General features: G+C 62.4%; 30 protein-coding genes. 22 read left to right on the top strand and 8 right to left on the bottom strand.

The genetic code is table 11. The annotated features are described in order from the left end of the window. Nucleotides 1-34: 34 nt before the first annotated feature. Nucleotides 35-736 (bottom strand): GAP family protein, encoded by a 702-nt coding sequence (locus H9532_RS15170; RefSeq protein ID WP_296370085.1) that lies wholly within the window; start codon nt 734-736, stop codon nt 35-37. A gap of 173 nt (nt 737-909) precedes the next feature. Between H9532_RS15170 and H9532_RS15165 the strand changes: the two genes are divergently transcribed. Genes H9532_RS15165 through H9532_RS15135 form a run of 7 tightly spaced genes read left to right on the top strand, consistent with a single transcriptional unit; the run spans nt 910 to nt 9,241 of the window. After that, nucleotides 910-1,227, top strand: coding sequence for a hypothetical protein (locus H9532_RS15165; protein ID WP_296370083.1), 318 nt, complete (start codon nt 910-912; stop codon nt 1,225-1,227). An 18-nt stretch (nt 1,228-1,245) separates the two neighbouring features. Beyond that, complete coding sequence (locus H9532_RS15160) at nt 1,246-2,430, top strand: cation:proton antiporter (protein ID WP_296370081.1); 1,185 nt, start codon at nt 1,246-1,248, stop codon at nt 2,428-2,430. Nucleotides 2,431-2,467: 37 nt separating this feature from the next. Continuing rightward, nucleotides 2,468-3,529, top strand: coding sequence for an amino acid ABC transporter substrate-binding protein (locus H9532_RS15155; RefSeq protein ID WP_296370078.1), 1,062 nt, complete (start codon nt 2,468-2,470; stop codon nt 3,527-3,529). Next, entirely contained in the window at nt 3,529-4,488 is a 960-nt protein-coding gene (locus H9532_RS15150) for an ABC transporter permease subunit (RefSeq protein WP_296370076.1), read from the top strand. The genes H9532_RS15155 and H9532_RS15150 overlap by 1 nt, the downstream gene beginning before the upstream one ends. Continuing rightward, nucleotides 4,488-5,684 (top strand): amino acid ABC transporter permease, encoded by a 1,197-nt coding sequence (locus H9532_RS15145; RefSeq protein ID WP_296370075.1) that lies wholly within the window; start codon nt 4,488-4,490, stop codon nt 5,682-5,684. The genes H9532_RS15150 and H9532_RS15145 overlap by 1 nt, the downstream gene beginning before the upstream one ends. Next, nucleotides 5,681-6,433, top strand: a complete 753-nt coding sequence (locus H9532_RS15140; RefSeq protein WP_296370073.1) for an amino acid ABC transporter ATP-binding protein — start codon at nt 5,681-5,683, stop codon at nt 6,431-6,433. The genes H9532_RS15145 and H9532_RS15140 overlap by 4 nt, the downstream gene beginning before the upstream one ends. Nucleotides 6,434-6,475: 42 nt before the next feature. Next, on the top strand, nt 6,476-9,241 hold the full coding sequence (locus tag H9532_RS15135; protein ID WP_296370071.1) for a cation-translocating P-type ATPase: 2,766 nt from the start codon (nt 6,476-6,478) through the stop codon (nt 9,239-9,241). 15 nt (nt 9,242-9,256) lie between these two features. On the opposite strand, the gene H9532_RS15130 is transcribed toward H9532_RS15135, so the two are convergent. Beyond that, nucleotides 9,257-9,397, bottom strand: coding sequence for a hypothetical protein (locus H9532_RS15130; RefSeq protein WP_296370068.1), 141 nt, complete (start codon nt 9,395-9,397; stop codon nt 9,257-9,259). A 596-nt stretch (nt 9,398-9,993) separates the two neighbouring features. Next, complete coding sequence (locus H9532_RS15125) at nt 9,994-11,457, bottom strand: ammonium transporter (protein ID WP_296370066.1); 1,464 nt, start codon at nt 11,455-11,457, stop codon at nt 9,994-9,996. A 365-nt stretch (nt 11,458-11,822) separates the two neighbouring features. Between H9532_RS15125 and H9532_RS15120 the strand changes: the two genes are divergently transcribed. Next, nucleotides 11,823-12,038 (top strand): DUF4278 domain-containing protein, encoded by a 216-nt coding sequence (locus tag H9532_RS15120; RefSeq protein ID WP_296370065.1) that lies wholly within the window; start codon nt 11,823-11,825, stop codon nt 12,036-12,038. An 86-nt stretch (nt 12,039-12,124) separates the two neighbouring features. Then, on the top strand, nt 12,125-12,358 hold the full coding sequence (locus H9532_RS15115) for a hypothetical protein (RefSeq protein WP_296370062.1): 234 nt from the start codon (nt 12,125-12,127) through the stop codon (nt 12,356-12,358). Nucleotides 12,359-12,365: 7 nt separating this feature from the next. Here H9532_RS15115 and H9532_RS15110 read toward each other — a convergent pair whose 3' ends face one another. The 3 genes from H9532_RS15110 to H9532_RS15100 are packed head-to-tail and all read right to left on the bottom strand — an operon-like array spanning nt 12,366 to nt 15,277. Further along, a complete protein-coding gene (locus tag H9532_RS15110; RefSeq protein ID WP_296370060.1) occupies nt 12,366-13,451 on the bottom strand; it encodes a calcium/sodium antiporter in 1,086 nt (361 codons plus the stop codon). Between the two features lie 19 nt (nt 13,452-13,470). Beyond that, nucleotides 13,471-14,583, bottom strand: coding sequence for a DUF389 domain-containing protein (locus tag H9532_RS15105; protein ID WP_296370058.1), 1,113 nt, complete (start codon nt 14,581-14,583; stop codon nt 13,471-13,473). 49 nt (nt 14,584-14,632) lie between these two features. Then, nucleotides 14,633-15,277 carry a DUF6671 family protein gene (locus H9532_RS15100; RefSeq protein ID WP_296370057.1) on the bottom strand — a complete coding sequence of 215 codons (645 nt, stop codon included), beginning with the start codon at nt 15,275-15,277 and terminating at the stop codon, nt 14,633-14,635. Between the two features lie 607 nt (nt 15,278-15,884). Here H9532_RS15100 and H9532_RS15095 point away from each other — a divergent pair. The 5 genes from H9532_RS15095 to H9532_RS15075 all read left to right on the top strand — a co-directional run bounded on the left by H9532_RS15095 (nt 15,885) and on the right by H9532_RS15075 (nt 19,487). Then, a complete protein-coding gene (locus tag H9532_RS15095) occupies nt 15,885-16,448 on the top strand; it encodes a Crp/Fnr family transcriptional regulator (RefSeq protein ID WP_296370055.1) in 564 nt (187 codons plus the stop codon). 96 nt (nt 16,449-16,544) lie between these two features. Further along, nucleotides 16,545-17,543, top strand: a complete 999-nt coding sequence (locus tag H9532_RS15090) for a sodium-dependent bicarbonate transport family permease (protein ID WP_296370053.1) — start codon at nt 16,545-16,547, stop codon at nt 17,541-17,543. A 34-nt stretch (nt 17,544-17,577) separates the two neighbouring features. Then, entirely contained in the window at nt 17,578-17,892 is a 315-nt protein-coding gene (locus H9532_RS15085; protein ID WP_296370050.1) for a hypothetical protein, read from the top strand. A gap of 100 nt (nt 17,893-17,992) precedes the next feature. After that, the gene (locus H9532_RS15080) at nt 17,993-18,445 is read left to right on the top strand and encodes a phosphate-starvation-inducible PsiE family protein (protein WP_296370048.1); all 453 of its coding nucleotides are present in this window, start codon (nt 17,993-17,995) and stop codon (nt 18,443-18,445) included. Between the two features lie 70 nt (nt 18,446-18,515). Beyond that, a complete protein-coding gene (locus tag H9532_RS15075; RefSeq protein ID WP_296370045.1) occupies nt 18,516-19,487 on the top strand; it encodes a sigma-70 family RNA polymerase sigma factor in 972 nt (323 codons plus the stop codon). Between the two features lie 45 nt (nt 19,488-19,532). On the opposite strand, the gene H9532_RS15070 is transcribed toward H9532_RS15075, so the two are convergent. Both H9532_RS15070 and H9532_RS15065 read right to left on the bottom strand, forming a co-directional pair. After that, nucleotides 19,533-20,873 (bottom strand): cation:proton antiporter, encoded by a 1,341-nt coding sequence (locus H9532_RS15070; RefSeq protein WP_296370042.1) that lies wholly within the window; start codon nt 20,871-20,873, stop codon nt 19,533-19,535. A gap of 37 nt (nt 20,874-20,910) precedes the next feature. Further along, nucleotides 20,911-21,072: a hypothetical protein gene (locus H9532_RS15065; protein ID WP_296370040.1), complete on the bottom strand. Its 162-nt coding sequence runs from the start codon at nt 21,070-21,072 to the stop codon at nt 20,911-20,913. Nucleotides 21,073-21,162: 90 nt separating this feature from the next. Here H9532_RS15065 and H9532_RS15060 point away from each other — a divergent pair, with 90 nt between their 5' ends. The 8 genes from H9532_RS15060 to H9532_RS15025 all read left to right on the top strand — a co-directional run bounded on the left by H9532_RS15060 (nt 21,163) and on the right by H9532_RS15025 (nt 26,860). Then, nucleotides 21,163-21,522: a cation:proton antiporter subunit C gene (locus H9532_RS15060; RefSeq protein WP_296370038.1), complete on the top strand. Its 360-nt coding sequence runs from the start codon at nt 21,163-21,165 to the stop codon at nt 21,520-21,522. 11 nt (nt 21,523-21,533) lie between these two features. Further along, nucleotides 21,534-22,991 carry a proton-conducting transporter membrane subunit gene (locus tag H9532_RS15055; protein ID WP_296370035.1) on the top strand — a complete coding sequence of 486 codons (1,458 nt, stop codon included), beginning with the start codon at nt 21,534-21,536 and terminating at the stop codon, nt 22,989-22,991. Further along, nucleotides 22,991-23,410 carry a sodium:proton antiporter gene (locus H9532_RS15050; protein ID WP_296370033.1) on the top strand — a complete coding sequence of 140 codons (420 nt, stop codon included), beginning with the start codon at nt 22,991-22,993 and terminating at the stop codon, nt 23,408-23,410. Before H9532_RS15055 ends, H9532_RS15050 begins: the two co-directional genes overlap by 1 nt. Beyond that, nucleotides 23,407-23,655: a hypothetical protein gene (locus H9532_RS15045; RefSeq protein ID WP_217795239.1), complete on the top strand. Its 249-nt coding sequence runs from the start codon at nt 23,407-23,409 to the stop codon at nt 23,653-23,655. Before H9532_RS15050 ends, H9532_RS15045 begins: the two co-directional genes overlap by 4 nt. Next, nucleotides 23,652-23,921 (top strand): monovalent cation/H(+) antiporter subunit G, encoded by a 270-nt coding sequence (locus tag H9532_RS15040; protein WP_296370029.1) that lies wholly within the window; start codon nt 23,652-23,654, stop codon nt 23,919-23,921. The genes H9532_RS15045 and H9532_RS15040 overlap by 4 nt, the downstream gene beginning before the upstream one ends. Further along, nucleotides 23,918-24,436, top strand: a complete 519-nt coding sequence (locus tag H9532_RS15035; RefSeq protein WP_296370027.1) for a hydrogenase subunit MbhD domain-containing protein — start codon at nt 23,918-23,920, stop codon at nt 24,434-24,436. The genes H9532_RS15040 and H9532_RS15035 overlap by 4 nt, the downstream gene beginning before the upstream one ends. Further along, nucleotides 24,433-25,092 carry a Na(+)/H(+) antiporter subunit B gene (locus tag H9532_RS15030; protein WP_296370024.1) on the top strand — a complete coding sequence of 220 codons (660 nt, stop codon included), beginning with the start codon at nt 24,433-24,435 and terminating at the stop codon, nt 25,090-25,092. Before H9532_RS15035 ends, H9532_RS15030 begins: the two co-directional genes overlap by 4 nt. An 82-nt stretch (nt 25,093-25,174) precedes the next feature. Then, nucleotides 25,175-26,860 carry a SulP family inorganic anion transporter gene (locus H9532_RS15025; RefSeq protein WP_296370021.1) on the top strand — a complete coding sequence of 562 codons (1,686 nt, stop codon included), beginning with the start codon at nt 25,175-25,177 and terminating at the stop codon, nt 26,858-26,860. The last annotated feature ends 1 nt before the right edge of the window (nt 26,861 follow it).

Below are 26,861 nucleotides of genomic sequence, written 5' to 3'. Positions count from 1 at the left end.
CTCATCAAACCAACGCAGCAAGCTGCGTTCACCTTCAGGCGGAGGCCAGCAGGGTCAGATGACGCAAACCCTCAATGCCCTGCCATCCGAGATAAACGCCCAGCACGAGTGCAAACACACCCACCAGCCATTCGGCTCGGTGCACCAGCCAATCATTGACGCGCTCGAGCGAGACGCGCAGCCCCTCACCATTCACGATCCAGAGCAGCGGTGGGAGCAGCAGTAAGGAGGCGGTCACGGCCACAAACACGGCTCCGACCTCCAGATCGCCACGCAGGCTGGTGTGGTTGGTGAGCAGCATCCCCCCTTCTTTCACATAAAACACCAGGTTTTCCGGGCTCACCAAGGCGCAGCCTGCCCCAAGCCCCACCAGGGGAAGGCCATCAAGCTCTGGCAGCCGGGTCATCAGCTGCATGGCCCAGTTCTCCTCACCGATCGCCACGGCCGGCGTGAGCTGAAACAGGCCCAACCCCACCAAGGCCCCCGCACCGATCAGATCGATCAAGATCTGGCCGCGGCTGCCCAAGTGCATGGCCCAGCTCAGCCGCCCGCCGATCAACACCACGGCGCTAAGAGCGCCGCCGTTGGCGAGCACCCAACCCGTGAGGAAGGTGCCGCAGCGCCGCAGCGGTTGGGTGCCCAGCAGCAGTAGAGCCACCAGGGCGATGTTGAGAGGGCTGAACGAGATGCCCAAGCCGAAGGCCAGGGTTTGAGTGAGCCAGTGGAACGGGAGCATCAAGAAGGAGCGAGCGGCTCAACTGGCGCTCATCTTTAGAGATCGAAGCCAACAGCTGTGGCTACCCGCCCGTTAAACGAAGGCGACTTGAGGGCCCAGTTGCATTTTCAAACGCCTCAAGACGCAGTTCTTTTCAACCTCCCTAGCGTTGATCCAATTCACAGCCTTCGCCCGTGGTCAATCCTTTGCAGCCGCTCGGAAATGCCCTGCAGCATCGCCGGATCTGGTTGGCCTCCACGGCGCTCGTTGTGAGTGGAGCCGCTCTCAGTGGCTGCCGCCCGCCGGACACCCAGGCCCTCAAAAAGATTGCCTGTGAGCAGGCTGCAGCCTCGCTTGACATGCAATCGGTGAGCCAAATGGATGCCCTGCGCAAAGCGCTGGGCCTGGCCCCCGATGTGGATCCAATCCGAGCCTGCACCGAGCTCGGGGCCAACATGAAACCAACCACCCAGCCCGCTGAAGCTGAGGCTGAAGGCGAAGCTTCGAACTAATCGGCGAGAGCCGCGGGCTTGCAATCACCCTCCCTGCTCACCACGCTGCTGATCCTGTTGATCGGCTTGGGGGCAGCCCGCCTGATGGCGGGCCAGCTTTCGCGGCTCGCGGTGCCGGCGATTGTGGTGGAGCTGTTGATCGGCTTTGGGCTGGGCAACACGCTGCTGCCTTATCAATCCATCGCTCCTTTGAGCGGGCTCACCGAACTGGGAGTGCTTGCCCTGTTCTTCCAGGTGGGTCTGGAGGTGCGGGGCGACCTGCTGAGCTCACGGCGCGGCACGATCCTGCGCTTGCTGGGCCTCAGCGTGATCGGGCCGCTTCTGGGCTATAGCCCATTGGTGCTCGGGCTGGGCATGGCGCCAGCTACGGCCGTGCTTTGCCTGGCCTGCGTGGCGGCCACCGGCACAGGCGTCACACTACGGCTGCTGGCCCAGCGCCAGGCGTTGCAAACGCCAACAGGCCGTCTGCCGGTTGGGGTTTCGGTGCTCGACGATCTGCCGGCCATCGCCCTGCTCAGCTTGGCGGTGGCCCTTGGCGGCCGCACTCTCAGCGGCGTGAGCGCTGGCTGGCTCGGCCCCCTACTGGGGATCGCGGCCGCCCTGCTCAGTGATCGGATCGCCCGTTGGTGGCGCCGCCAGGGCTGGGCTGCACCCACGAGCCCCCTGGCAGTGCTGATGCTGCTGGTGGGCTGTGCCTGGGTGGGCGAAGTGAGTGGACTCACCTCCCTACTCGGAGCCCTCTGGGGCGGGGTGCTGCTCAACCGCCTATCGGAGCAACCACCGCAGGTGGGCGGGCTGCTCACGGTGATCTCCGAGGTGTTCCTGCCCCTCTATTTCATCAGTGTGGGCATGCGCATCCAGGCCGGCACGCTGCTTGAAGCGCAGGCCTGGGGCTTGAGCCTGACCTTGCTGGCCCTGGCCATCACCAGCAAGCTGATCTGCGGCTTGGGCATCACCCAGCGTGATCAGCGCAACGGCGTGGATCGCTGGGCCGTGATCTTCGGCCTGATTCCCCGCGGTCTGCCAGGTCTGGTGTTTGCCACCACCGCGCTGAATGCCGGTGTGATCAACCCGCCGCAGTTTTCGGCACTGGTGCTGATGGTCACGATCACCACCGTGGTGGGGCTGCTGTTGCTGGAGCGGCGTCTGCTGCTGCATCCCGGGGATGTGGAGGCGCCCACCAGGAACAACCAGCCAGGCTGATCTGCTGGCAAACTTCGCGAAATTTTGTACCGCCTCCATGGTCAGGTTGCGCAAGCTCGCCCTATGTGCACCTCTTCTGGTCGCATTGGCATTAGTGGGCTGCGCCAGCGATGGCGGCGGTATCCAAAGCCAGAAGCTCAATGGGGTGAAGAGCCGCGGCAAGCTGCTCTGCGGGGTCGACGGCAAGCTGCCCGGCTTCAGTTTCGTGAGCCCCGACGGCAGTTACAGCGGCCTGGATGTGGATGTGTGCCGGGCGGTGGCGGCTGCCACCCTGGGCGACCCCAGCAAAGTGGAGTTCCGCGATCTCAACTCCAGTGAGCGCTTCGCTGCCCTGGCCAGTGGTGAGATCGATCTGCTCTCGCGCAACACCACTTACACCTTGAGCCGTGATGCTTCCGGCGGCAACGGCCTCAGCTTCGCTCCCACTGTTTTTTATGACGGTCAGGGCGTGATGGCCCCAAAGGCCGCCGGCATCAACAGCCTGAAAGATCTGGCCGGCAAACCGATCTGCGTGGAGAGCGGCACCACCACCGAGCTCAACCTGGCCGATCGCATGCGTGAGATCAAGGCCACCTACACCCCGCTCAAATTCCAAACCGGCGACCAGACCTACGCCGCCTACCTGCAGGGCCGCTGCGTGGCCGTCACCAGCGACCGCTCGCAGCTCGCGGCCAAGCGCACCAGCTTCCCCGATCCCGCGGGCCATGTGCTGCTGCCGGAGGTGCTGAGCAAGGAACCGCTCACCCCCGTGACGGTGAACGCGGATCCGGGCTGGGCTGATGCCGTGCGCTGGACGATCTATGGCCTGATGCAGGCCGAGGAGCTCGGCATCACCCAAGCCAACATCGACGCCAAGGTGGCCGAAGCCAAAGCCAACCCCAACCAGGCCGACCTGCGCCGCTTCTTGGGCGTAGAGGGCGACTTCGGCAAGCAGTTGGGCCTGCCAGCGGATTTCGTGGTGCAAGCCGTGAAAGCCGTGGGCAACTACGGCGAACTGTTTGAGCGCAACGTCGGCCAGGGCTCCAAGCTCAAGCTCGAGCGCGGCCTCAACCGCCAGTGGAGCGACGGCGGCCTGATCTACTCACCACCCTTCCGTTGATGCCTTCCCCTGCGGTCACCCCCTGGTGGCGGAACCGGCGGCTGATTCCCTGGCTGGTGCAAGGCGTCGCCGGCCTGGTGGTGCTGGTGGTGGTGGCGTTCCTGGTGGGCAACCTGGTGCGCAACCTCACCAACGCCGGCCTGCTGCTCAGCTGGAGCTGGCTGGGTAACCCCGCCGGTTTCGACGTTTCGGAAACGCTGCTGCCCTTCAACGCGGAGCTGCCCTACTGGCGCGCCCTGCTGGCCGGGCTGGTGAACACCCTGCGGGTGGTGGTGGCCGGCCTGGTGGGGGCCACGGTGCTGGGCACCTTGATCGGCGTGGCGGCTTTCAGCAGCAATGGTCTACTGCGGCGCCTGGCGCGGGTTTATGTGGAGCTGATCCGCAACATCCCGCTGCTGCTGCAGTTGGTGTTCTGGTATTTCGTGGTGTTCCTGTCCCTGCCCGGGGGCGAGCAGGCGATCCAGCTACCAGGTGTGGTGCTGGCCAAATCCGGGCTGTTTCTCGGCAAGCCCGAGCTGATCGATGGGGTGTGGCACGGGCAACTGCGGCTCACCGTGGAGTTCGGGGCCCTGCTCACCGGCCTGGTGGTGTACACAGCCGCGTTCATCGCTGAAGTGGTGCGCGGCGGAGTGGCTTCAGTACCGCCCGGCCAATGGGAAGCCTCCCGCTCACTCGGGCTCACGCCGCTGCAAACGCTGCAGCGCATCGTTCTGCCCCAGGCGCTGCGGGTGATCGTGCCGGGCCTCAACAGCCAATACATCTCTCTGGCCAAGAACTCCTCGCTGGCGGTGGCCTGTGGCTACACCGATCTCTATTCCGTGGCTGAAACCACCCTCAACCAAACCGGCCGTGCCGTGGAAGTGGTGTTGATCCTGCTGGGGTCCTATCTCGTGATCGATCTGCTGATCTCGGCGCTGATGAATGGCGTGAACAGCTGGGTGCAGATCAAGGAGCGCTGATGACAGTCCCTTCCCTCACCTTCTCCCGCCTGCGCCGCGAACTGTTCGCCACGCCCGTCGACAGCGTGATCACCCTGGCGCTGCTGGGCTTTCTGCTGGCCGTGGGCACGGCCTTCTTGCGCTGGGTGCTGTTTCAAGCCCAGTGGGCTGTGATCCAGGCCAACACCACCCTGTTCGCGGTGGGGCGCTACCCGATCGAGCAACAGTGGCGCCTGTGGCTGCTCACCGGATTGCTGGCTGCCGCCAGCGGCCTGTGCTGGGGCCTGCTGCGCGGCAGGGGCACCTGGCCCCGCAACGACCAGCTGGCGGCCGGGATCCTGATCGCCCTGGCGGTGATCGGCAGCTGGGCCTTGAAGCTGGAGCTGCCGATTCAACTGCGCTGGTGGGGGATCACGGCGCTCCTGCTGATGGTGCGCTGGGCGGCGGGTCGCTGGAGCCAGGCACTGCCGGCGCCGCTGCTGCGGCTGGTGCCGTTGGTGTGGCCGGTGCTCTACCTGGTGGGCATGGTGCTGATCAGCGGAGGCCTCGGCCTGATGCGGGTGCCTCCAGGTGAGTGGGGCGGACTGCTCCTCACCCTGCTAGAGGCCAGCTTCGCAATCCTGCTCTGCTTCCCGCTGGGCATCCTGCTGGCCCTGGGCCGCCGCAGCGAACTGCCACTACTGCGCTGGGGCTCGGTGGTCTACATCGAGTTCATCCGCGGCGCGCCGCTGATCACCTTGCTGTTCCTCGGGCAGAACATCCTGGGCTTCCTGCTGCCCGGTGGACTAGCGCCGGATCGGGTGTGGCGAGCCGCCTGGGTGCTCACCTTCTTCGCCGCGGCCTATGTGGCCGAAGCCGTTCGTTCCGGCCTGGTGGCCCTGCCGCCGGGGCAACTAGAAGCGGCCCGCTCGCTGGGCCTACCCATGCACCAGGCCCTCATCCATGTGGTGCTGCCTCAGGCGCTGCGGGTGGCGCTGCCCGCCACGGTGGGGCAGTTCATCACCCTGCTGCAAGACACCACCCTGCTCTCGCTGATAGGGCTGCTGGATCTGCTGGGCACCGCCCGCACGGTGATGGCCAATCCGGAATTCCTGGGCAAAAACGCTGAGGTGTACTTGGTGCTGGCCGTGCTGTTCTGGTGCTGCTGCGCCGCCCTGGGCCTGGGCAGCCGCGCCCTCGAAACCCGCCTCAATCCCCTCGCCACATCGAAGGCATGACCAGCCCTACAGCCCTCCCCGTGATGATCGAAGCCCGCGGGGTTGAGAAGTGGTACCCCAATGGCTTTCAGGCCTTGCGGGGGGTGGATCTCACCGTGCACCAGGGTGAGGTGGTGGTGATCATGGGTCCCTCGGGCTCCGGCAAGAGCACCTTTATCCGCACCTTCAACGCCCTGGAGGATTTCCAGAAGGGCTCGATCGTGGTGGATGGAATGCCCCTCTCCAACGACGTGCGCAACATTGATGCGATCCGCCGGGAAGTGGGAATGGTCTTCCAGCAGTTCAACCTCTTCCCCCACCTCACGGTGCTGGAGAACCTCACCCTGGCGCCCACGCTGGTGCGGCAGCGGCCCAAGCGGGAGGTGGAACAGCAGGCCCTCGAACTCCTGGAGCGGGTAGGCATTCACGAGCAGGCCCGCAAGTATCCAGGCCAGCTCTCCGGCGGCCAGCAGCAGCGGGTGGCGATTGCCCGTTCGCTCTGCATGGAGCCACGGATCATGCTGTTCGATGAACCCACCAGCGCCCTCGATCCGGAGATGGTGCAGGAGGTGCTGGCGGTGATGCAGGAGTTAGCCCGCGTCGGCATGACCATGGTGGTGGTGACCCACGAGGTGCGCTTCGCCCGGCAGGTTGCCAGCCGTGTGGTGCTGATGGCGGAAGGGCAAGTGGTGGAAGAAGCGCCGCCGGAGCAGTTCTTCGCCAACCCGCAGCACGAGCGCAGCCGCCAATTCCTCAGCCAGATCAATTGAGTCCAGCGAGGATGGCCTTGTAGCAACGAGCTCCAGAAGGCCTTGGGCAAGTCACCAGAGTTTCAATGGCACGCCTTCGCCCCTGGGGCCTGCCTGGAGCAGCTGAAGGCCAGCCGCGACGGACTCACCACGGCTGAAACAGCACGGCGACTTGCGGCATTCGGCCCGAACAAGCTCGAACTGTCAGAAGGTCGTAGCGCCTGGCAGATCCTTTGGGATCAGTTCAGCAACGTGATGCTGATCATGCTGCTGGCGGTGGCGGCTGTGTCAGCGGCGGTTTCGCTGCATCAGCAGGAATTTCCCAAAGATGCGATCGCGATCCTGGTGATCGTGGTGCTCAACGGCCTGCTGGGATATCTGCAGGAAAGCAAGGCGCAGCAAGCCCTGCTCGCCCTGCGCGACATGGCGCAACCCATGGTGCAGGTGCGCCGCGATGGCCAGTGGCAGCGGGTGGGCAGCGAAGAGCTGGTGCCCGGCGATGTGATCCGGCTGGAGGCCGGCGATCGGGTGCCCGCCGATGCCCGCCTGCTGGAGGCGGCCGATCTTGGGGTGCGCGAGGCGGCGCTCACCGGTGAAGCCGAAGCGGTATTCAAAAAAGCCGAGCTGGTGCTGGAGGAAGCCACTCCGGTGCTGGAGCGCCAGAACTGCCTGTTCCAGGGCACCGAGGTGGTGCGGGGCCGCGGTGTGGCCCTGGTGAGCGCCACCGGCATGGGCACCGAACTGGGGCAGATCGCTGAGCTGATCAACACCGCAGGCGGTGAAAGCACGCCGCTGCAGGAACGCCTCGATGGACTGGCCAAGGTGCTGGTGGGTAGTGCCCTGGCTCTGGTGGCGGTGGTGGTGGTGCTGGGCCTGCTGCTCAAGCAAGACCCGCTCAACCTGCTGGAGGTGTCGCTGTCGATGGCGGTGGCGATCGTGCCGGAGGGCCTGCCGGCAGTGATCACAGTGACGTTGGCGATCGGTACCCAACGCATGGTGCGCCGCTCCGCCCTGATCCGGCGCCTACCGGCGGTGGAGGGCCTGGGCTCGGTGACAGTGATCTGCTCCGACAAAACCGGCACCCTCACCCAGAACCGCCAGGTGGTGCAGGAACTACGGGTAGGCACCGAGCGCGTAAGCGTGAGCGGCCAGGGTTACGACCCCAGCGGCAGCATGACCGCCAGCGACATCGAGGCTCCTGCCGGCGTCAGCGCCGGAAGCGCCGTCGGTACCCGCACCCTGTTGTTGCAGGCCGGTGTGCTCTGCAGCGATGCCGAACACAAGCAACTCGCCGATGGCAGCTGGGACATCCTCGGCGATCCCACCGAAGGGGCCCTCTCGGTGGTGGCCCTGAAGGCCGGTATCGATGATTTCGAGCTGCGCAGCCACTACCGGCGGGCCGCCGAAATTCCCTTCAGCTCCGAGCGCCAGCTGATGGCGGTGTGGATCGAGGATCCCCGCGCCGAGCTGCAGGGGCCCCTAGGCAGCAGTGCCAGCGGATCAGCGCGGCTCCTGATCAGCAAGGGGGCACCGGAGGTGATCCTCGGCCTGTGCGATCGCTGGATCGATGGCTCCGGCGTGGTGGCCCTGAACGAAGGGCAGCGGCAGTGGTGGCTGGATCAAGCCCGCGATCTGGCCGGCTCGGGGCTTCGGGTGCTGGCCTTCGCCTGCGCCCCGCACCACCACAGTCCTGACGAAGAACTGGAAGGGCAAGTGCTGCTGGGGCTGATGGCGCAGCTCGATCCGGCGCGGCCGGAGGTGGCCACGGCGGTGGCCACCTGCCGCCAGGCCGGCATCCGCCCCGTGATGATCACGGGCGATCATCCGCTCACCGCCCGGGCGATCGGCAGTGCGATCGGCCTCACCGATGCCGCAGGGGAGGTGATCCTGGGCCGGGAGCTGGAGGCCATGGACGAGCCGGAGCTGCGGGAAGCCGTGGCCCGCTGCAGCGTTTACGCGCGGGTGGCGCCCGAGCAGAAGCTACGGATCGTGAAGGCGCTGCAGGCCAATGGCCAGGTGGTGGCGATGACCGGTGACGGCGTCAACGACGCCCCGGCCCTGAAGCAGGCCCACATCGGAGTTGCGATGGGCATCACCGGCACGGAGGTGAGTAAGGAAGCTGCCGACATGGTGCTGCTCGACGACAACTTCGCCACGATCGTGAATGCGGTGGAGGAGGGGCGACTGGTGTACGCCAACATCCGCCGCTTCGTGAAATACATCCTCGGCAGCAATGTGGGCGAGCTGATCACCATCGCCTCGGCGCCGCTGCTGGGGCTGGTGGGCGTGCCGCTCTCACCGCTGCAAATCCTCTGGATGAACCTGGTGACCGATGGTGTCCCGGCTCTGGCCCTGGCGCTCGAGCCCGGCGAGGAGGGTTTGATGCAAAAAGCGCCAGCAGAGCCCGGCGAATCGATCTTCGCCCGGGGCATTGGGCGCTACATCATCCGCATCGGCATCGTGTTTGCCGTGATCGTGATCGGCCTGATGCTTTACGCCTCCGGCCACAGCGGTGACCACTGGAAAACGATGGTGTTCACCACCCTCTGCCTGGCCCAGATGGGCCATGCCCTGTCGGCTCGCAGCGATCTGCCGCTGCTGCAGGTGGCAGCGTTCTCCAACCCCTGGCTGATCTGGGCTGTGCTGCTCACCACCGGCCTGCAACTGCTGCTGCTCTATGTGCCAGTGCTGTCCAACTTCTTCGGCACCACAGCGCTCTCCGGCGCGGATCTGGGCGTCTGCGTGGGCTTCAGCCTGCTCTTCTTCCTCTATCTGGAGCTGGAGAAGATCTGGCGACTGTGGCGCCGCCAGGCCAGCAGCGACGCCTAATCGCAGCGAGAGCTGCTACTCCTGAGGTTCAACCATCTCAGACGTGAGCGCACCGGAGCGCATCTCATCGGTGACCGCGATGGCACCCACGAAGGGCAGGGCCGCGATCAGCCACAGGCCGAACACCATCAGGGTCTTCGCCGAGAAGGCCCGCATAGCCTGGGGCCGGGTTTGCGCCAAGGGCCGGCCGCAGCCGCAGCAGCTCAACCCCTCCGAGGTTTTACTGATCAAACGCTCACCGCAGTACCCGCAAGCCACAGCTCGATCGCGTGCAGATCGTTCACGCTGAATCGGAACATGGCGCCTGACTGTTCAATTTGAACGCTTCGGCATAGTCAGCGATGAGCGGATGCGTGCGGGGCTCTGGAGGGCTCCCCAGGCTTGCCCTGGGTCGCACGGCCAGTGGTCACGCGTCCGAGCCGCGAACGCTCCCCGCGATCAACCCTTCGCTCGTTGAGAGGCGGGAGGCCAAGCAGCAGCAACGGTGGCACCACCACCAACAGGAGAATCAGCCAGCGGCGTGCATTGCGCGTCCACCACAGATAGGCAGGCAGCGGCGGCTTCACTGGCAAGGGTCGTCCGCAACCTGCGCAGATCAGGCGGATCGGGGGTTGTGTCGACACCGCCGCCAGGCGAGCGCCACAGCTGGGGCAGGGCACGGCCGCTACGGAAACACGGCCTAAGCCTAAGGATGACAGAACAGCAAAAAGCCCGCCTTGCGGCGGGCTGGAAGGGTTAGCCGGAGCCGACGATCACTTGGCGGAAGCGAAGTCGGGGTAGGCCTCCATGCCGTGCTCACCGATATCGAGACCTTCGATCTCTTCTTTCTCGGTAACGCGGATGCCACCAAAGATGGCACCGATGATCGACCAGACGATGAAGCTGCTCACGATCGCGAAGATCGCGAAAGCCAGCACACCCACGATCTGAATGCCGAGCTGGCTGAATCCATGGCCGGTGAACAGACCCTTGTCGACGTTGAACAGGCCCACAGCCAGGGTTGCCCAGATGCCGCAGGTGCCGTGCACCGAGAAGGCGCCCACAGGATCGTCGATCTTCAGACCATCAACCCAAGCCACGGAGAACACCACGAGGATGCCGGCAATGAAGCCCACAACCCAAGCGGCGGGCATCGAGAAGCCATCGCAACCAGCCGTCACACCCACCAGGCCGGCCAAGATGCCGTTGATGGTCATGGTGAGGTCGGGCTTGCCGCCGGTGAACTGGCTCACAAGAGTGGCTGCAATGCCGCCGCCGGCTGCACCGAGAGTGGTGGTGACAGCGATGTAAGGCACTTCAGGTGCCATCGAGAGCCAGGAGCCGGGGTTGAAGCCGTACCAGCCGAGCCAGAGGATCAGGCAGCCGAGCGTGGCAATCGAGAGGTTGTGACCAGGGATGGCCTGGGTTTTGCCATCCACAAATTTGCCGATGCGGGGGCCAAGCAGCATGGCTCCCACCAGACCAGCCCAGGCACCGAAGGAGTGCACCACGGTGGAACCGGCGAAGTCGATAAAGCCAAGACGATTCAGCCAACCGCCACCAACGCCAGCGTCGTCGGGGAAGTTCCACTGCCAGGAACCGGAGATCGGGTAGAGGATGCCCACCAGCACAAGCGAGAAGATCACGAACTCGCCGAACTTGATGCGCTCAGCCACAAGACCCGACACGATCGTGGCGGCAGTACCAGCAAAGGCAGCCTGGAACAGGAAATCAACGCTAGGAACCAGCGAACCGTCCGTCACCATCTCGGGGGTCACGGTGGGGTCGAAGAAGAGACCGCCGAACTTGAACCAACCGGGGATCACCCAATCGGCGTTGTACATGATCTTGTAGCCGATGAACCAATAAGCGGTCACCGCCAGGGCGAACACGATCAGGTTCTTGGCCAGGATGTTGACGGCGTTCTTCTGGCGACACATCCCGGCTTCCACCATGGCGAAGCCGGCGTTCATGAAGATCACCAGCGCGGCACAGATCAACAGGAACATGTTGTTGGCCAGGAATGCCGGCGTGAGCTCGGGGAGCTCGGCGGCATGGGCGGCCAGGTTGAACAGGCCCAGACCCATCAGCGCGATGGGAACACAGGCCAGCCAGGTGAGCGTGCGGTTGGAGGAGAGGCCGCGAACTTTGCGCAGCAGCAGCTCGGGAGCCTCCAACAGACTCGCTTCCTGCAAACTTCTCGGCCGGCGCCGAGAAGTGGGCGAGGCAACAGTCATAAGAATCGCTGGTTGGTGATGGCGGTGGTCCGCCATTGACCACAGATCATTCGCGATCCCGGCACCACGGATTGTTACCGCCGCTACAAAACGGCACACAAGACCAACCGGCAGCGCAAGGGATTCCCCGGGCAAAAGCTTGCGCAAGCACATTTGCAATCATCTTTTTGTGAAGAAAGGGGCGTTATGTTCACCATGAACAGTCTCGATTCGGTACAACTTACACAGAAGGACAAAACGTTGGGTGAGCCGCCCCTGGGCCCTGGTTCACCGGAAGTAGCCCACCGCTAGGCGAAGCAACGCTCCTTCCCACGAAGCGGACCCGTCTGACACCAGACCCTCCTCAACCCTTCGAGGCCCATCCGATGACCAAACTTCAATACCGCGGCGTCAGCTACGACAACGCCAGCCACGAGCAACCCAGCCCTCAGCCCGTGGATCACGCCTATCGCGGTCAGCACTACGACGCTCCCCTGCGCCATGAAGCCGCTCCGGTGGATACCGAGGTGGAACTGCAGTACCGCGGCCACGCCTACCACCACCGCCAAGCCGAAGCTGCCCAGCAGGTGAACCAGGGCTGAGCACCACACGATCCCGAATTGGTGGCTGTTGCTACGACAGCCAACGCAACCTCCCCCTCCAATGGGGGGAGGTTTTTTGTTGGGTCATGGATCGCCACGGCACAGATCTGAGCCTCACCGCTAAGGGCGACAGCTTCCAACTCGTACCGCGCTCTGTGATCGGGATGCTCTGGCTGCAGACCCACTTCGAAACGAGCACCTGGGATCTGATCTGCTCTGGTGCGGTCCGCCTGAAGAATGAGAGCTGTGAGGCCCTCTGCAGAGATGCCCGCACCGCGGGGCTCAACGTGGCGAAGATCCCCGCGGTGCTTGTCGGCTGATCCTCGATCAGGCGAGCTGGTGACGCTTCTTCTTCCAACGCAGGACCGTCCACACCAGGAAGATCAGCAGAGCCGGGAGGATGGCAACCAAGGCAATGAGCCGGAACTCATCACTGGCCGTTGAAGCAGTGCTGGAAAGGATCTGCTCGATGACATAAAGGCCATAGAGCGCGATCAGGATCCAACCTTCCAGCCGTGTGATCACGCCACCCGTCCAGAAGATGGGCAAGCAAGCCAGGGTCGTGAGCACCATGATCGGAAAGTCGCGGACCAGCATCACCGGATCAACACCCAGGCCGCGCTCTCCGGAAACCAGAGCACAAAGACCGAGGATCACCAGCTGGTTGAGCAGGTTGCTACCCACCACATTGCCAATGGCCAGATCAGCCTTGCCGCGATAGGCGGCCACCAACGAGGTGACCAGCTCTGGCATCGACGTGCCAGCGGCCACGATCGTGAGACCGATCACGGTTTCGCTGACGCCCAGGCCCTGGGCAGCAGCGATCGCACCTTTCACCAAGACCTGCGAGCCCAGCACCAGCAGACCAAGCCCTGCCGCCAACTTCGCAGCAGCAACCGGGGCGGGAGCGGCCCCATCCGTGTCCATGTCATCAGACGCTTCGGAGGATTCCTCCTTGGCGCTGCGGATTTCCCAGAGCAGATTGATCACCGTGCCGGTGATCAAAGCCAGGCCAGCGACCCAGGTGAGCCGGCCGCCGGAGGCCATACCCCAGGTCGCCATCGAAACGCCGAGCAAAAGCGGCACATCCCGGCGCACTAGGCGGCTCTTCACCCGCAGCGGCATCACCGCTGCACTGGCGCCAAGCACGATCAAGACATTGAAGATGTTGGAGCCCACCACATTGCTGACTGCGATGGCGTCACCACCGGCGCCCCCTTGGATAGTGGAGAGCAGGCTCACGAACAGTTCCGGGGCGCTCGTACCCATCGAAACCACCGTGAGGCCGATCACGATTTGGGGAATGCCGAAGAGCAGCGAGAGCGCCACCGAGCCGGCAACAAACAGCTCACCGCCGCCAAACAGCAACAGGATGCCGGCGACGATCTCAAACGCACTCAGGGCGTAGGGCATGTAGCGATCAACAGACCGCTCAATTGTCGGCTAAAGGCGGCTTGTTGTCTGCCTGGGGCTGATCTGCCGTGATGGAAGCCGACTGGGGGGATAGTTCCGGCTGGGCTCTGGGAACGGCTTCCTCCACGCTCACCGGCTTTGGATTGGGGGCGGCTTCAGGACCGATCACATCAATCGACACCCGCTGCACCAGCAGGCGGAAGTTGAAGCCCTGCTGCTTGTTGATGAAGTCCTGCACGGCGGCCACTTGCTTTGAGGTGGGCAGATTCGGCCGGCTCACGCTCACCGCAGCCTTGATCAGCGGCGGGTTCTGATTCCAATCAATCGAAACACCGGTGAGCTCCGAATCCTTGCCAAGGGTGATGGTGCGCTGCCGCAAGCTCTCGGTGATCGCCCGCTCCACCTGTTGCAGGGCCTGGCGGCGTTGGGCCTGCTTCACCAGGCTGAGGAAGCTGCCGGTGAGAGGAATCAACAGCAAACCGGTGAGCAGCAAGCTCACCAGGCCGATGCGGCTACGCCACAACTGCTGGCGCAGGCTGGCCTGGCTCACCACCAAGGTGAGCAGGCCACCCGAAAGGATGCCCAGCAGGTTGGCGGCAAACAGCAGGGCGGCGCCACGGGCCGGACCCCACTGCTGAATCGAAAGCAGGAGGCCAAGGACACACACCGGCGGCACCAGGGCCACCGCGATGGCGGTGCCGGCGATCGACGACACCGCCTCGGGACGGAGCCGTCCATAGGTGGCGATCGAACCGGCCACCAGAGCGATGCCGAGATCCAGCAGGTTGGGGGTGGTGCGGCGCAGCACCTCATCGCCCAGCACGGGAAGACGCGCCAGCCAGCCCAACCCCGCCGACAGCGCCATGGTGATCGCCACACCCACCGCCAGGGTGAGTAGCGCTCGCCCTACCAGCGGAAGCCGCCCCTCCACGATCGCGAAGGAGGCACTGCGCAGCGGCAGGATCCAAGGCGCAATCAACATCGCCCCGATCACCACCGCAGGGCTATCGGCCAGCAGCCCGAGGGTGGCAATCAGGCTCGCCGCCACGGTGAGCACCACAAAGGGCTCATCCAGGCGAGCCTCCCGCTCGAACCCGGCCTCCAGGGAAGCAAGGCTGGTGGGCTGAACCATCAGCGTTGGGGGGCGGCTCGATCCAGGATGACCGATTCGAGCAATCGGGCTAGGGATTGCACCACGGACACTGACCGGGATCGGCCTGAATCCGTCCATCGCGGCGTGGGTGCTCGCGCCGGGCACCGCACTGCTGGCAGCCCCAGATCTCGCTGAGGGTGAGCTCGGTGGCGGTACCGCAATCGCTGCAGGGCAAGCCGGGCTGGGTGTCGAGCAGACCCCAGCCCGGGCTGCCGCACTCGGGGCAGGGGTTGCGGAGCCGGCGCACGAGGGCACTACCCAAGCGACGAATCGAGCGCATGCGGGTGGGGTTGCAGTGGGCCCGCATATCGGTTTCCAGCCACACACGCCCGTCTGGATCGGCGGCGCGGCAGACGCTGATGGCCTCAGCCAGCGACTCACTGGTGTTGAGCCCTTTCAACAGCACTCCAACCTGCGCGGTCTCCGGACGCGCAATCACAGCGTGAGAGGGAAACTTCACCTGCGCCAGCCAAGGCGCCAGCTGATCATCGGACTCCAGCAAGGTCTGGCTGTAGTTCGTTCGCCACTCGAGCCGCTGCTCCAGCACGCAAAGATCACGCTCAAGATCGAGGAAAATCAATAACTCCTGACCCACAGCCAGCATTGGCATGGCGGGGTGTGGGCCAAAGCTGGCCTCACTGGCAATCCCGATTGGAAGACCAGAGGCAGACATCCCCATCCTGGCCTTGATTCGACAAGTCTCCAAGGCTTCATGCATGCGGTGGATCTCGCCGCTAAACGTTCCGAGCTGGTCCGTATCGAGATCACACACGTGCAGCTCAGCACCTAACCCCAAGCGGAAAGGCAACGCCAGAGCACGGTGCTTGCCATGGCGAGTCGTCAGACAGATCTTGCGGCTGAAGTAGGCCTGCAATCAGAGCTGGTCAATCGAGAAGCAACTTAAGCGACAACAACCCACAAACACAACACCTGGTAGCCAGAGAACTATCCAGGATGTACCCAGATACAAACACTGGGCTATCAGATAGCAACACAATGCTCAAACGATAAATCGAGACGGCATTCAAGGCCCGACCATCAAGACCAGTCGAATCCAGCTGCAGAAGACGCAGCATGTAGCGGCAGAACAGCTTGAAGTAGCCAGAGAACTTTCACCACTAAGTAGGTTCAGAAATGCTTATGGTAGCGATGGAATTTGCTTCCCAGAAGCCGCCCCAAACCATCCGGAACGAGGCCTACGGTTCTGTCGCAATATTCCGAGGTGCGCATCAGTACTAACGGAATTCCATCCCCTCCACGCGCAGGCGATGAACACAGCCATGCAAGAACGCAGCCTGAATCTGGCTCTAGAGGCAGGCCAACTCCTCCCAACCCATGTCTGTTGGCGCGTAAACGATGGCTACCTAAGGGCAATTGCGCACACAAAGCTGAACGAACTATTCACGCTTGGAATTTGGGGACCAGGCGATTTAGTCGACCTGCACCCCCTCAGCCAGGGCTTGGTTGAGCTGCGAGCACTATCAACGGCAAGAGTGCAGGAACAGCAGCTCAATCCAAACGAAGCTAGTTCGCTGTGCATAGCGCAAATTCAACAGATGGCGGATCTGCTTCAGATCGCAAGTATTCGCCCCGTTGATGCACGACTGATGAGCCTTCTGACCTGGCTCAGTAAACGTTTTGGCCACGAAAGCAGCAATGGATACATAATGCCTTTAAATCAAATGAATTTAACTCATCGCCAAATAGCAGAAACAACAGGAATGTCACGCGTCACGGTAACAAAGGGCCTGAGTCAGTTCCGCCAAAAGAAATACCTAGAAATCATTAGCGGCGAAGAGATTCTTACGCAGATAGGTCTGGACTGGCTTGAAAGCCTGGGCTAAGAGAATGATATCTATCAAGCTAAAGAGTAGGGATCCGCCAACACGCAGCCTCGAACCGATCCAATCAGCTTTGCTCTCCCATCACAGAGGAACGTAGTGTTTGAATTTCTTAAGCTTTTTTTAGATCAGCTCCAGTCACCAACGCTGGGGTTCTTGATCGGCGGAATTGTGGTGGCTTCATTGGGAAGTCAGCTAGCCATCCCCGATTCGATTTACAAATTCATCAGTTTCTTCTTGCTGATGAAAATTGGACTGACTGGCGGAATCGCGATTCGCAACTCGAATCCGGCAGAGATTTTTCTGCCAGCAGCTGCAGCGGTGGCGCTTGGTATCGGAATTGTCTTCATCAGTCGCTTCACTCTTGGCAGGCTGCCTGGCATCAAAGTCACAGATGCGGTTGCTACTGGCGGTCTATTTGGTGCAGTGAGTGGATCAACACTGGCTGCAGTCTTACCGCAGCTTGATTCAGCTAAGATTCCTTATGAAGCATGGACAGCGGCTCTCTATCCATTTATGGATATTCCAGCCCTGGTGACTGCGATCGTGGTAGCCAGCGTTTATATCAGCAAAACCACCGGCAACGCGAGCGAAAAGATTGAGATCTGGCCAATCATCAAAGAAAGCCTTCAGAGCTCAGCTGTAACAGCGTTGCTCTTGGGTGTAGCGCTTGGAATCCTCACAAAGCCAGAACCGGTTTATGAGAGCTTCTTCAATCCACTATTTCGGGGATTCCTCGCTGTTCTCATGATCATCATGGGTATGGAAGCAGCACAAAGAATGAATGAGCTTCGCAAAGTAGCTCAATGGTTTGCAATCTATGCTTTTTTTGCGCCAATCGTCCATGGATTCTTGGCCTTTGGCCTCGGTCTCATCATTCACAAGATTACAGGATTCAGCATTGGAGGCGCAGTTGTTATGGCTGTAATTGCCGCATCCAGTTCTGATATCTCAGGCCCACCTACTCTTCGCGCCGGTATCCCATCAGCGAATCCCTCCGCTTATATCGGTGCATCGACTGCAATTGGCACGCCGGTGGCGATCGCGATCTGCATCCCCCTTTTCATCGGACTTGCCGAATTGCTTCTGGGTCGCTAATGATTAACCTCACTCAAAACACGGAGATCAAACCATGAGCCAACAGGTTTGGAAGCTGGTCATCGTTGCAGAGGAAATCCTCTCCAAGAAGCTGATCAAGCTGATCAAAGAAGCAGGCGCAACTGGTTACACAGTGGTCGCAGCTGGCGGCGAAGGCAGCCGGAACGTTCGCTCAACAGGCGAACCGAGTGTGTCTCACACCTTGTCTAATGTCAAGATCGAGATTTTAGTGGGATCACGCGAACTCGCAGACAAAATCATTCATGAGGTCGAGAGGAAATACTATGCCGACTACTCAATCATCACCTACATCTCACAAGTCGAGGCATTGCGCGACCATAAGTTCTAGACAGCACAACTAATCGGCTGCTGCGCCTGTGCCGGGCACAGGCGCAGCAGCTTAATAACAACTTTGACCTTTCCCAACGCCACCCAAGTTAAGCAAGCCGATGCGGTTCCTCAATGATGACAATTTTCTATCAGGAATCCATGGCTACGAGAGATTGTTGGCCAAGCTACTCGCCTTGCTTCTTGCAGTTGTCATCGGTGTTGGCACACTTGAATTGCTGATCGAGGCAATATCTAAAACAGTTAGCCTACAAACAAATTGGTTTGATGGCAGCTTGATCAAGCTTTTGGATCGACTATTGTTGATCTTTATCGCACTGGAGGTACTCCAGAATGTGACCGCTTATCTGCGAGATCAAGTCGTCCAAATTGAATTGGTGCTGCTTACAGCGCTAACGGCTGTTGCAAGGAAAGTGATTGTTCTTCCACCCGGAACCGAGAACAAGCCTGCACTCATGGCAAGCTTTGGGCTGATTGTGGTGGGCATTGCCGCAGCGTACTGGCTTGTTCTGATGGCAAGACGGAACAACCAAGTCAACTCTGCAAATCATTGATGCTAACGCTAAACAGTAGAAACACGATCTAGCACAGCCTATTCCACGGAGTCAGAGACACGCCGTATCCATGGGTAGACAACATCAAGCTGATCACAGGAAACACGACTTACTCGGCCAGCATCTTCGATCGATTAGCAAAATTCCACTGCTAACTGCCGCTGAGGAGATTAACCTCGCGCGCATGGTTCAACGTGGACGAGCGCTTGAAGCACTCTCAGAAACACTCGAGGCGCGAACTGCTCAGGGCCCAATACCAACAGAAGCCTTGGCACTGGAGGCTGGTATCACAATACAGGAACTAAAACGACAGCTAAAAGCTGCGAAACGAGCGAAAGAACGCATGATCAATGCCAATCTGAGGCTCGTGGTGACGATCGCGAAACGCTATGGCAACAGCCTTCTTGAACTGGATGATTTAATCCAGGAGGGCAATCTAGGTTTGATCAAGGCAGTTGATCGTTACGACCCAACGAGAGGCTATAAATTCTCTACCTATGCATACTGGTGGATCCGAGAAAGCATTACTCGAGGCATAGCCAAACACGGGCGCACGGTTCGCCTACCAGTACATATCATCGAGATACTGATCAAACTACAAAAGTCACAGCGGCTTCTCCACCAAAAACTAAAGCGAAATCCAACCCTTCACGAAATCGCAGAGGGCACAGGCCGCAGTCTCACAGAAGTGCGTGAAGTGCTACAGAGCGCACAAGCACCTATCAGCCTTGACTCCAAAACAGGAGAAAACGACGACCAAGAGCTCTTGGAGCTCATCGCTAGCAATCTAGATCCAACTGACGCACCAACAATCCTAGAGCTCATGAAAAGAGACGTTCACAAAGCCCTCAATCAAGTGACCAAGCCCGAGAAAGACTTGCTCATGATGCGCCACGGAATCGAGTGCCCAGATGAACTATCACTCAGTGCGGCAGCACGCAAAATGGGAATCACACGAGATTCCGCTAGAGGAATTGAACGAAGAGCTAGCCAGTCAATCGCAAAGTTATCGTCACACATGAAAGACTATATCTTCCCATAAAAAAGCACCGCTCCAAAGGAGAGGTGCCATGTTTGATCGGCCTTGTCAGTATGGTTCAGCAGCGACTTCGGGTGTAGAAGGAATCACCAGTCTGAGCAGGATCGGTGCCAAGAAGGTTGTTCCAATCACCATCAGCAGAATGGCCGCTTCAAGTGCGGGAGTGAGGATCCCGGCCTGACTGCCTAGGCCAAGGAAGATCAGACCCACTTCTCCACGGGGCATCATGCCAAGTCCTACAACCAGACGGTTGGTTGGACTTGCACTGGAATAACACCAACCTGTAGCCACTTTGCCGAGCATGGCCACCGCCAGAAGGAAGGCGGCCACAATCAATCCCTCACGGTTGGCGGGATCGAAGGGATTCAGCACGGAGAGATCCATCCCGGTACCGATCAACACGAAGAACACGGTGGCGAACAAGGCCACCAGCGGCTTCACAGCAGCGTCGATGTCGTGAGTGTGCTTCGAGGCACTGAGAATCAAGCCTGCAGCGAAGGCGCCCAGGGCTGCCTCCAAGCCAATGGCCTGGGCTGCGAAACAACAGAGCGTGAGCACCACAAAGCTGGCCACGGCCACATCACCAGGTGCCTTCAGCTGATCCACCACCCAATCGAACGCGGGGGCTGCCTTCCGGCTCAGCACCAGAGCCACCGCCACAAACGCCACGGCAGCCAGGCCCAGCTTGATCACCGGGCCGATGCTGAAGCTGCCACCACCCACGATCGCCACCACCACAGCCAGGATCACGATGCCGAGGATGTCGTCGAGCACGGCAGCGCCGATCACGATCTGGCCCTCCTTGCGCTTGAGCCACTTGAGCTCGCCAAACACACTGGCCGTGATGCCGATGGAGGTGGCTGTCATCGCCGCACCGGCAAACACCGCCGGAATCAATGGCACATGAAAGAGGAAATAGAGGCCCGCGGTGCCCAAGGCAAAGGGCAGCACCACACCAGCCACCGCCACCGTGGTGGCCTGAACGCCAACGGCCACCAATTCATCCAGTTCGCTCTCCAGCCCTGTGAGAAACAGCAGGGCAAACAAGCCGATCTGAGAAACCGATTGCAGGCTCGGGAAGGTTTCGTTGTAGATCTCGGCGACCTCGTCGGGGCGGATCTCAGCCAGGGAGCCCAGCAGCGAGAGCAGAGCGTTGCTGATCTGAGCCTGGGTATCCGGCGGAACGATCAGATGCAGACCGGACACACCGATCAACACACCAGCCACAAGCTCACCCAGGATCGTGGGTAGCTGAAGCCGAACCATCACCTCAGCGATGGCACGGGCGGCGATAAAGATCACCAGGAAGCGACCCACCTGTAGGAGGGTTTCCGCCACTTCCAGCTGATGGGGGCTGATCTCAGCGATCAGCGCCAAAGGGGGAAGCATGAACGGCCTGAAACGGGCAGCTGGTTATAGGGATGCTTCAGGGGGTTCTGGGTGGCGTGTCGAGCAATCCGCGTTGCTGGAGCTCGGACTGGAACTCACGGCCCAGTTGCGCTTCCGGGGTGTGGCGATTCACCTGAGCCAGCACCATCACGGTGCGTAGCGCCAACCAGCTCAGGCCTACAAACAGCAGCAGGGTCATCGCGAATGACCAAACGGTGGCGTGAGCTTGGGCCTGATTCACCCAGGCTGGGGGTTGTGGTGCCTAAGTTCCCGCCACCGCTCCGCCTGCATGGCACCGATCCGACTGCTGGAGCTGCTGATCCTGCTGGCGGTGCTAGCCGGCTTTGGAGGGTTGCTGCTGCGCCGCAACCTCTTTCTCAAAGTGCTGTCCATGGATGTGATGGGCAGCGCTGTGGTGGCTTTGTTTGTGCTGCTGGCAGCGCGTTCAGGCCTGCGCAGCCCGATCCTGCCCCGCTCCGGTGAGCTCCTATCCGGCGACTATGCCGATCCGATTCCCCAGGCGGTGATTCTCACCGCGATCGTGATCGGGCTCTCGATCCAGGCCCTGCTGCTGGTGGTGATCACCCAGATGGCAAGGATCGATCCCAGTCTCAACGCTGCCAGCTTTGAAGCCACCGATCCGCCATGACACCGAGCTGGATGAGCCCGGACAGCCTGCTGATCGCCTGGCTGCTGGTTCCGTATCTCGCCGCCTTTTTGGCGGTGCTGTTGCCATCGCTGAGTCATGCCCTGGTGGTGGGCTGCTGCGGGGCCACCGCCTGGGTGGGCGCTGAGGCGCTCATCACAGGCACCACCCGACCCCTGCAACTGCTGGGTGAATTCGGAGTGCCCCTGAGCCTCGAGCCTCTGGCCGGTTGGTTTGTGCTGCTCAATGGCCTGGTGTGCCTGGCGGTGTGGATCGAAGCGCGGCGGCAGGGCTGGGATCGAACGGGCTGGATGCTGCTGCTGGTGCTGCTGGGATCGCTGAACACCAGCTTTCTCACCACCGATCTGATCAGCCTCTATGTGGCGCTGGAGGTGGTTGGCATCACCGCCTTTCTGCTGATCCTCAAGGGCAACAGCGCCAATGCCTTGTGGATTGCGCTGCGCTATTTGCTGATCGGCAACACAACCATGGCGATCTATCTGATCGGCGCAGGGCTCGTGTACGCCCAGGCCGGGAGTTTTGCGTTTACGGCCCTGGCCCAGCTGCCGCCAGGCGCGCCGCTGGTGCTGGTGCTGGTGGGCTTGCTCACCAAAGCCGGTGTGTTTCTCAATGGCCTGTGGCTGCCTCGCACCCATGCCGAAGCACCGGCGGAGGTGTCGGCCCTGCTCTCGGGTGTGGTGGTGGGCGGCGGCGCTCTGCCGCTGCTGAGGCTGGAGCAACTCAACACCGCCATCGGCGAGCTGCTGCTGCCGATCGCCCTGGCCAGCGCCGTGCTCGGCCTGATCTATGCCCTCGCTGTCACCGATGCCAAGCGCCTGCTGGCCTGGAGCACCCTGGCCCAGATGGGGCTGGTGCTCTTGGCACCAGCGGCCGGTGGCTTAATGGCCTTCTCCCACGGCGTGGCCAAGAGCGGCTTGTTTCTCACCGCGCGCCAGTGGCCGAGCCGCTCCCTGCAAACCTGGCGGCAACAGCCCCTGCCGGCTCCCCTGCTGCTCACGCTGCTGGTTGGCTCCTGTTCCATCGCAGGCCTGGCGCCGCTGCTGGGCTACGCCGCCAAAAAGCAACTGGAGAGTGCGGTGCCACCGGTGATCACCACGGCGCTGGTGGTGTTGTCGGTGGGAAGTGTGGCGGTGTACTGCCGGCTCTGCCGCGCCCCCCTGGCCGCCGCATCCAATCCCGAGGAGGCCAGCGGCGCTCTTCCCTGGGGCGCCTGGTTGCTGATGCTTCCCCTGGTGGTGGGTTGTGTTCTGCTGCTCGCCGAGGTGCAGCGTGGCTGGCTAGTGAGCCTGGTGCTGCTGGGGTTGGGGCTGGTTGTCGACCAGCTACTGGAGCGGCGGCGGCAGCAGGTCAGCCACGGCCTGCCTTCCTTGGATCGCCTGCCGGATCTCGTGGGGGGGCTGGGTTTGGTGGGCGCCGGCCTGCTCCTCTCGATCGGTGCGGAGCTGGGCTGATGGTGTTCCTGCTGAGTTGCTTGTTTCGGCTGCTGCTGTGGACGTTGCTCACCGCTGATCTCACCGCCGTGAACCTGGCCATCGGCATTGGCCTTTCCCTGCTGCTCCCCCACGCCCGTGGCCCCAGGCAGCCGCTGGCACCGACGTTGCGGGCCTTAGGTCGCAGCCTGATCGCCGTGCCGCTGGCCTACGGCGAAGCGCTCGCGCTGATCAGCTCCGGCGATCGAGAGGAGGAGAGCTGGATTGAGCGACCCGCCGGTGATCCCCGCCATCGCCTGCTGATTTTCCTGGAGGTGCTGGCCATCACACTCACACCCTTCACGATCGTGCTCGGCCTCAGCAACGGCCCAACCGGCCCGCACTACACCATTCATCAGCTGCGGCCGCGCCAGGGCCAGCCCGAGGAGGTGCAGCCATGACCCTCCTGCTTTGGGGCATGGTGCTGGCCCTGTTGATCCCGATTGCCGTGGTGTGCCGGCCCTGCAGCGTGTGGGACCGCATGGCCGCCTTCGGCAGCATCGCCTCCAAGGTGGCGCTGATCACGATGGTGGTGGCGGTGTTGCGGGGCGACTGGATGCTCGGCCTGGTGGGAGCGATCAGTCTCAGCGCCGGCAACGCCGGGATGCTGCTGCTGGCCAACCTGCTGCGGGAGGTGGAGCGATGAGCCTGCTGCTGCTGGGCGCTGGGCTGGCGTTGTGGTTCTGGGGAACCTGGCCGCTGCTCGAAGAGCGGAGCTATCTGAGCAAGCTGCACAAGTTGTCGGTGTCCGACACGCTCGGCTCTGGCCTGATGCTGCTGGGTTTGCTGCTGCGCATCCCCAGCCAATGGCCCCTGCTGGCCTTGGCACTGCTGGGGTTGGTGGTGTGGAACACGATCTTTGGCTACGTGCTGGCCCGCTGTTCACAACCCGCGGAGGTGAACCACCGATGAACGCGTCCCTGAGCCTGGGCAGCGAACTCGACCTGCTGCTGCCGATCACCGCTCTGCTGCCGGTCACCGCCCTGCTGCTGGTGAGCCAGAGCAACCCCTACCAAACCCTGGTGCTGCGGGGCATCTTGGGTTCTGTGGCCACCCTGCTCTACGCCCTGCTGGGTGCACCGGATGTGGCCCTCACCGAGGCGCTGGTGGGCACGCTGCTCTCCACCACGCTCTACGCCGTGGCCCTGCGTTCCTCCATGGCCCTGCGACTCGAAGATCGGCGCTCCCAGCCCGACCCCAGCCGCGATGCCCAGCTGAGTGCCTGGATTGCCCCCCTGCATCTGCGGCTGCGCTGGCAGCGCAACGATGAACCCGGCCGCAACGCCAGCCATGGCTGGCTGAACGACAATGGCCAGCTCGTGCTGCTGCAGCCACCCCTGCGACGGCAGCTGGAGCAATGCCCGGGGTATGCCGCATGGCGCGCCAGCGGCGGCGAACTACACCTGGCGTCCGAACCCCAACCATGACCTGGCTGTATCTGCTGGCGGCCATCGCCCTGTTTGCGGCCCCCCTGGCCAGCCCCCTCCCCGACGCGACCGGAATCACCCCCCTTATCGAGGCACTCACGGCGCAAACCCAGGTGCCCAATCTCGTGTCCGGGGTGATCCTGCACACGCGCCTGTTCGACACAGTCGCGGAAGTGGTGGTGTTCACCCTGGCGGCCATCGGCGTGCGCCTGGTGCTGGCGGGCGATCCGGAGCGCAAACGGATCCGCTCGCTCGACGATCCACCGTCTCAGGTGCTGTGTGAGCTGGGCTCCACCATTGCCGCGCTGGTGGCCGTGGAGCTGGCGCTACGCGGTCATCTCAGCCCCGGTGGGGGCTTTGCAGCAGGGGTGGCCGGTGGCTCAGCCATCGGCCTTCTGCTGATCAGTGGTGGCGCTGATCGCAGCGAACGGCTCTACAAGCTCTACCGCGCCGATCTCTGGGAGAAAGCAGCGGTGGTGGGCTTCCTGCTCGTGGCGTTGGTGAGCCTCGTGGGGCTGGATCCCGCAGCAGGCCGCTTCGGCAGCCTGCTGAGTGGTGGCTGGATTCCGTTGCTCAATCTGCTGGTGGCCCTCAAGGTGACGCTGGGCTCCTGGGCGATGGTGCAACGGCTGGTGCGGCATCGAGGCCTGCTCTAAGCACCCAGCGCTGTAGTGGCAGAACCCCACCCACATTCCGCGCGCACCCCCTAAGGTTCCGCGCCAACCCTGTTCTGTTGCGATGACCTCCGCCTCGGCCCCCCCCGGGCGTTCACCGCTGCGGCTGCTGAATCACATCAGCACCAACAACATCAAAGGTGATCTGTTCGGCGGTGTGACCGCCGCTGTGATCGCCCTGCCGATGGCCCTGGCCTTCGGTGTGGCCTCCGGTGCCGGCGCTGCTGCTGGCCTCTGGGGTGCTGTGCTCGTGGGCCTGTTCGCCGCCCTGTTCGGCGGCACCCCCACGCTGATTTCCGAGCCCACCGGTCCGATGACCGTGGTGATGACGGCGGTGATCGCCAGCCTCACCGCCAGCGATCCCGAGAACGGCCTGGCCATGGCCTTCACCGTGGTGATGCTGGCCGGCCTGTTCCAGATCGCCTTCGGCTTCTTGAAGCTGGGCCGCTACATCACCCAGATGCCCTACACGGTGATCTCGGGCTTCATGAGCGGGATTGGCTTCATCCTGATCATTCTTCAGCTCGGGCCCTTCCTTGGGCAAGCCATCCCCAAAGGGGGTGTGATGGGAACCCTGCAGGCCCTGCCTCAGCTGATCGCCAACGCCCGCCCCGCTGAGGTGGTGCTGGCCGTGGTCACCCTGGCGATCCTCTGGCTCACCCCCGGCAAGATCAAGAAGATTGCCCCGCCACAGCTGATCGCGCTGGTGATCGGCACCATCCTGTCGCTCAGCTTGCTGAAGGGCAGCGGCGAAGAGATCCGCCGCATCGGCGAGATCGCTTCTGGTTTCCCTCAGCTGCGCACACCCTATTTCGATCTGCCGCATCTCAGCCGGATGCTGATTGATGCAGCGGTGCTGGGCATGCTCGGCTGCATCGACGCCCTACTTACCGCAGTGGTGGCCGACAGCATCACCCGCACCGAGCACGACTCCAACAAGGAACTGATCGGCCAAGGCCTGGGCAACATCGCATCTGGCCTGTTCGGCGGTATCGCCGGTGCCGGCGCCACCATGGGCACCGTGGTGAACATCCAGGCGGGCGGCCGCAGTGCCCTCTCGGGCATCAGCCGAGCCGTGATCCTGATGATCGTGATCCTGGCGTTTACCGGTGTCGCCGCTCAGATTCCCCAGGCCGTGCTGGCTGGCATCGCCCTGAAGGTGGGTGTCGACATCGTGGATTGGGGCTTCATCAAGCGCGCCCACCGCATCTCGATCAGCGGCGCGCTGATCATGTATCTGGTGATCGCCCTCACCGTGCTGGTGGATCTGATCGCCGCCGTGGGGATCGGCGTGTTCATCGCCAACATCCTCACCATCGACAAGATGAGCGCACTGCAAAGCAAGAGCGTGAAGTCGGTGAGCACCGGCGATGGCGACCTTGACATCAGTGATGACGAGCGCCGCCTGCTCGATCAGGGCCGCGGTCAGGTGCTGCTGTTCCAACTCAACGGCGCGATGATCTTCGGCGTCGCCAAGGCGATCGGCCGCGAGCACAACGCCATCGGCGAGTGCAAAGCCGTTGTGTTCGATCTCACCGAGGTGTCGCACCTGGGCGTGACCGCCGCCTTGGCGGTGGAAAACGCCGTGGAGGAAGCGATTGAGAAAGGCCGCGAAGTGTTTGTGGTGGGTGCTACTGGCACCACCCAGCGCCGGCTCGAGAAGCTCGGCCTTTACAAGAAGCTGCCGTCGGAGCGCACCAGCATCGGCCGCCGCGAGGCGCTGCAGCAGGCCGTGGCTGGCCTGGCCTGAG

Origin of the sequence: Vulcanococcus sp. Clear-D1 (assembly GCF_014654725.1) — a bacterium.
In the GTDB taxonomy this organism is placed as follows: Bacteria; Cyanobacteriota; Cyanobacteriia; order PCC-6307; family Cyanobiaceae; genus Vulcanococcus.
This window is presented reverse-complemented; position numbering and strand designations above follow the sequence as displayed.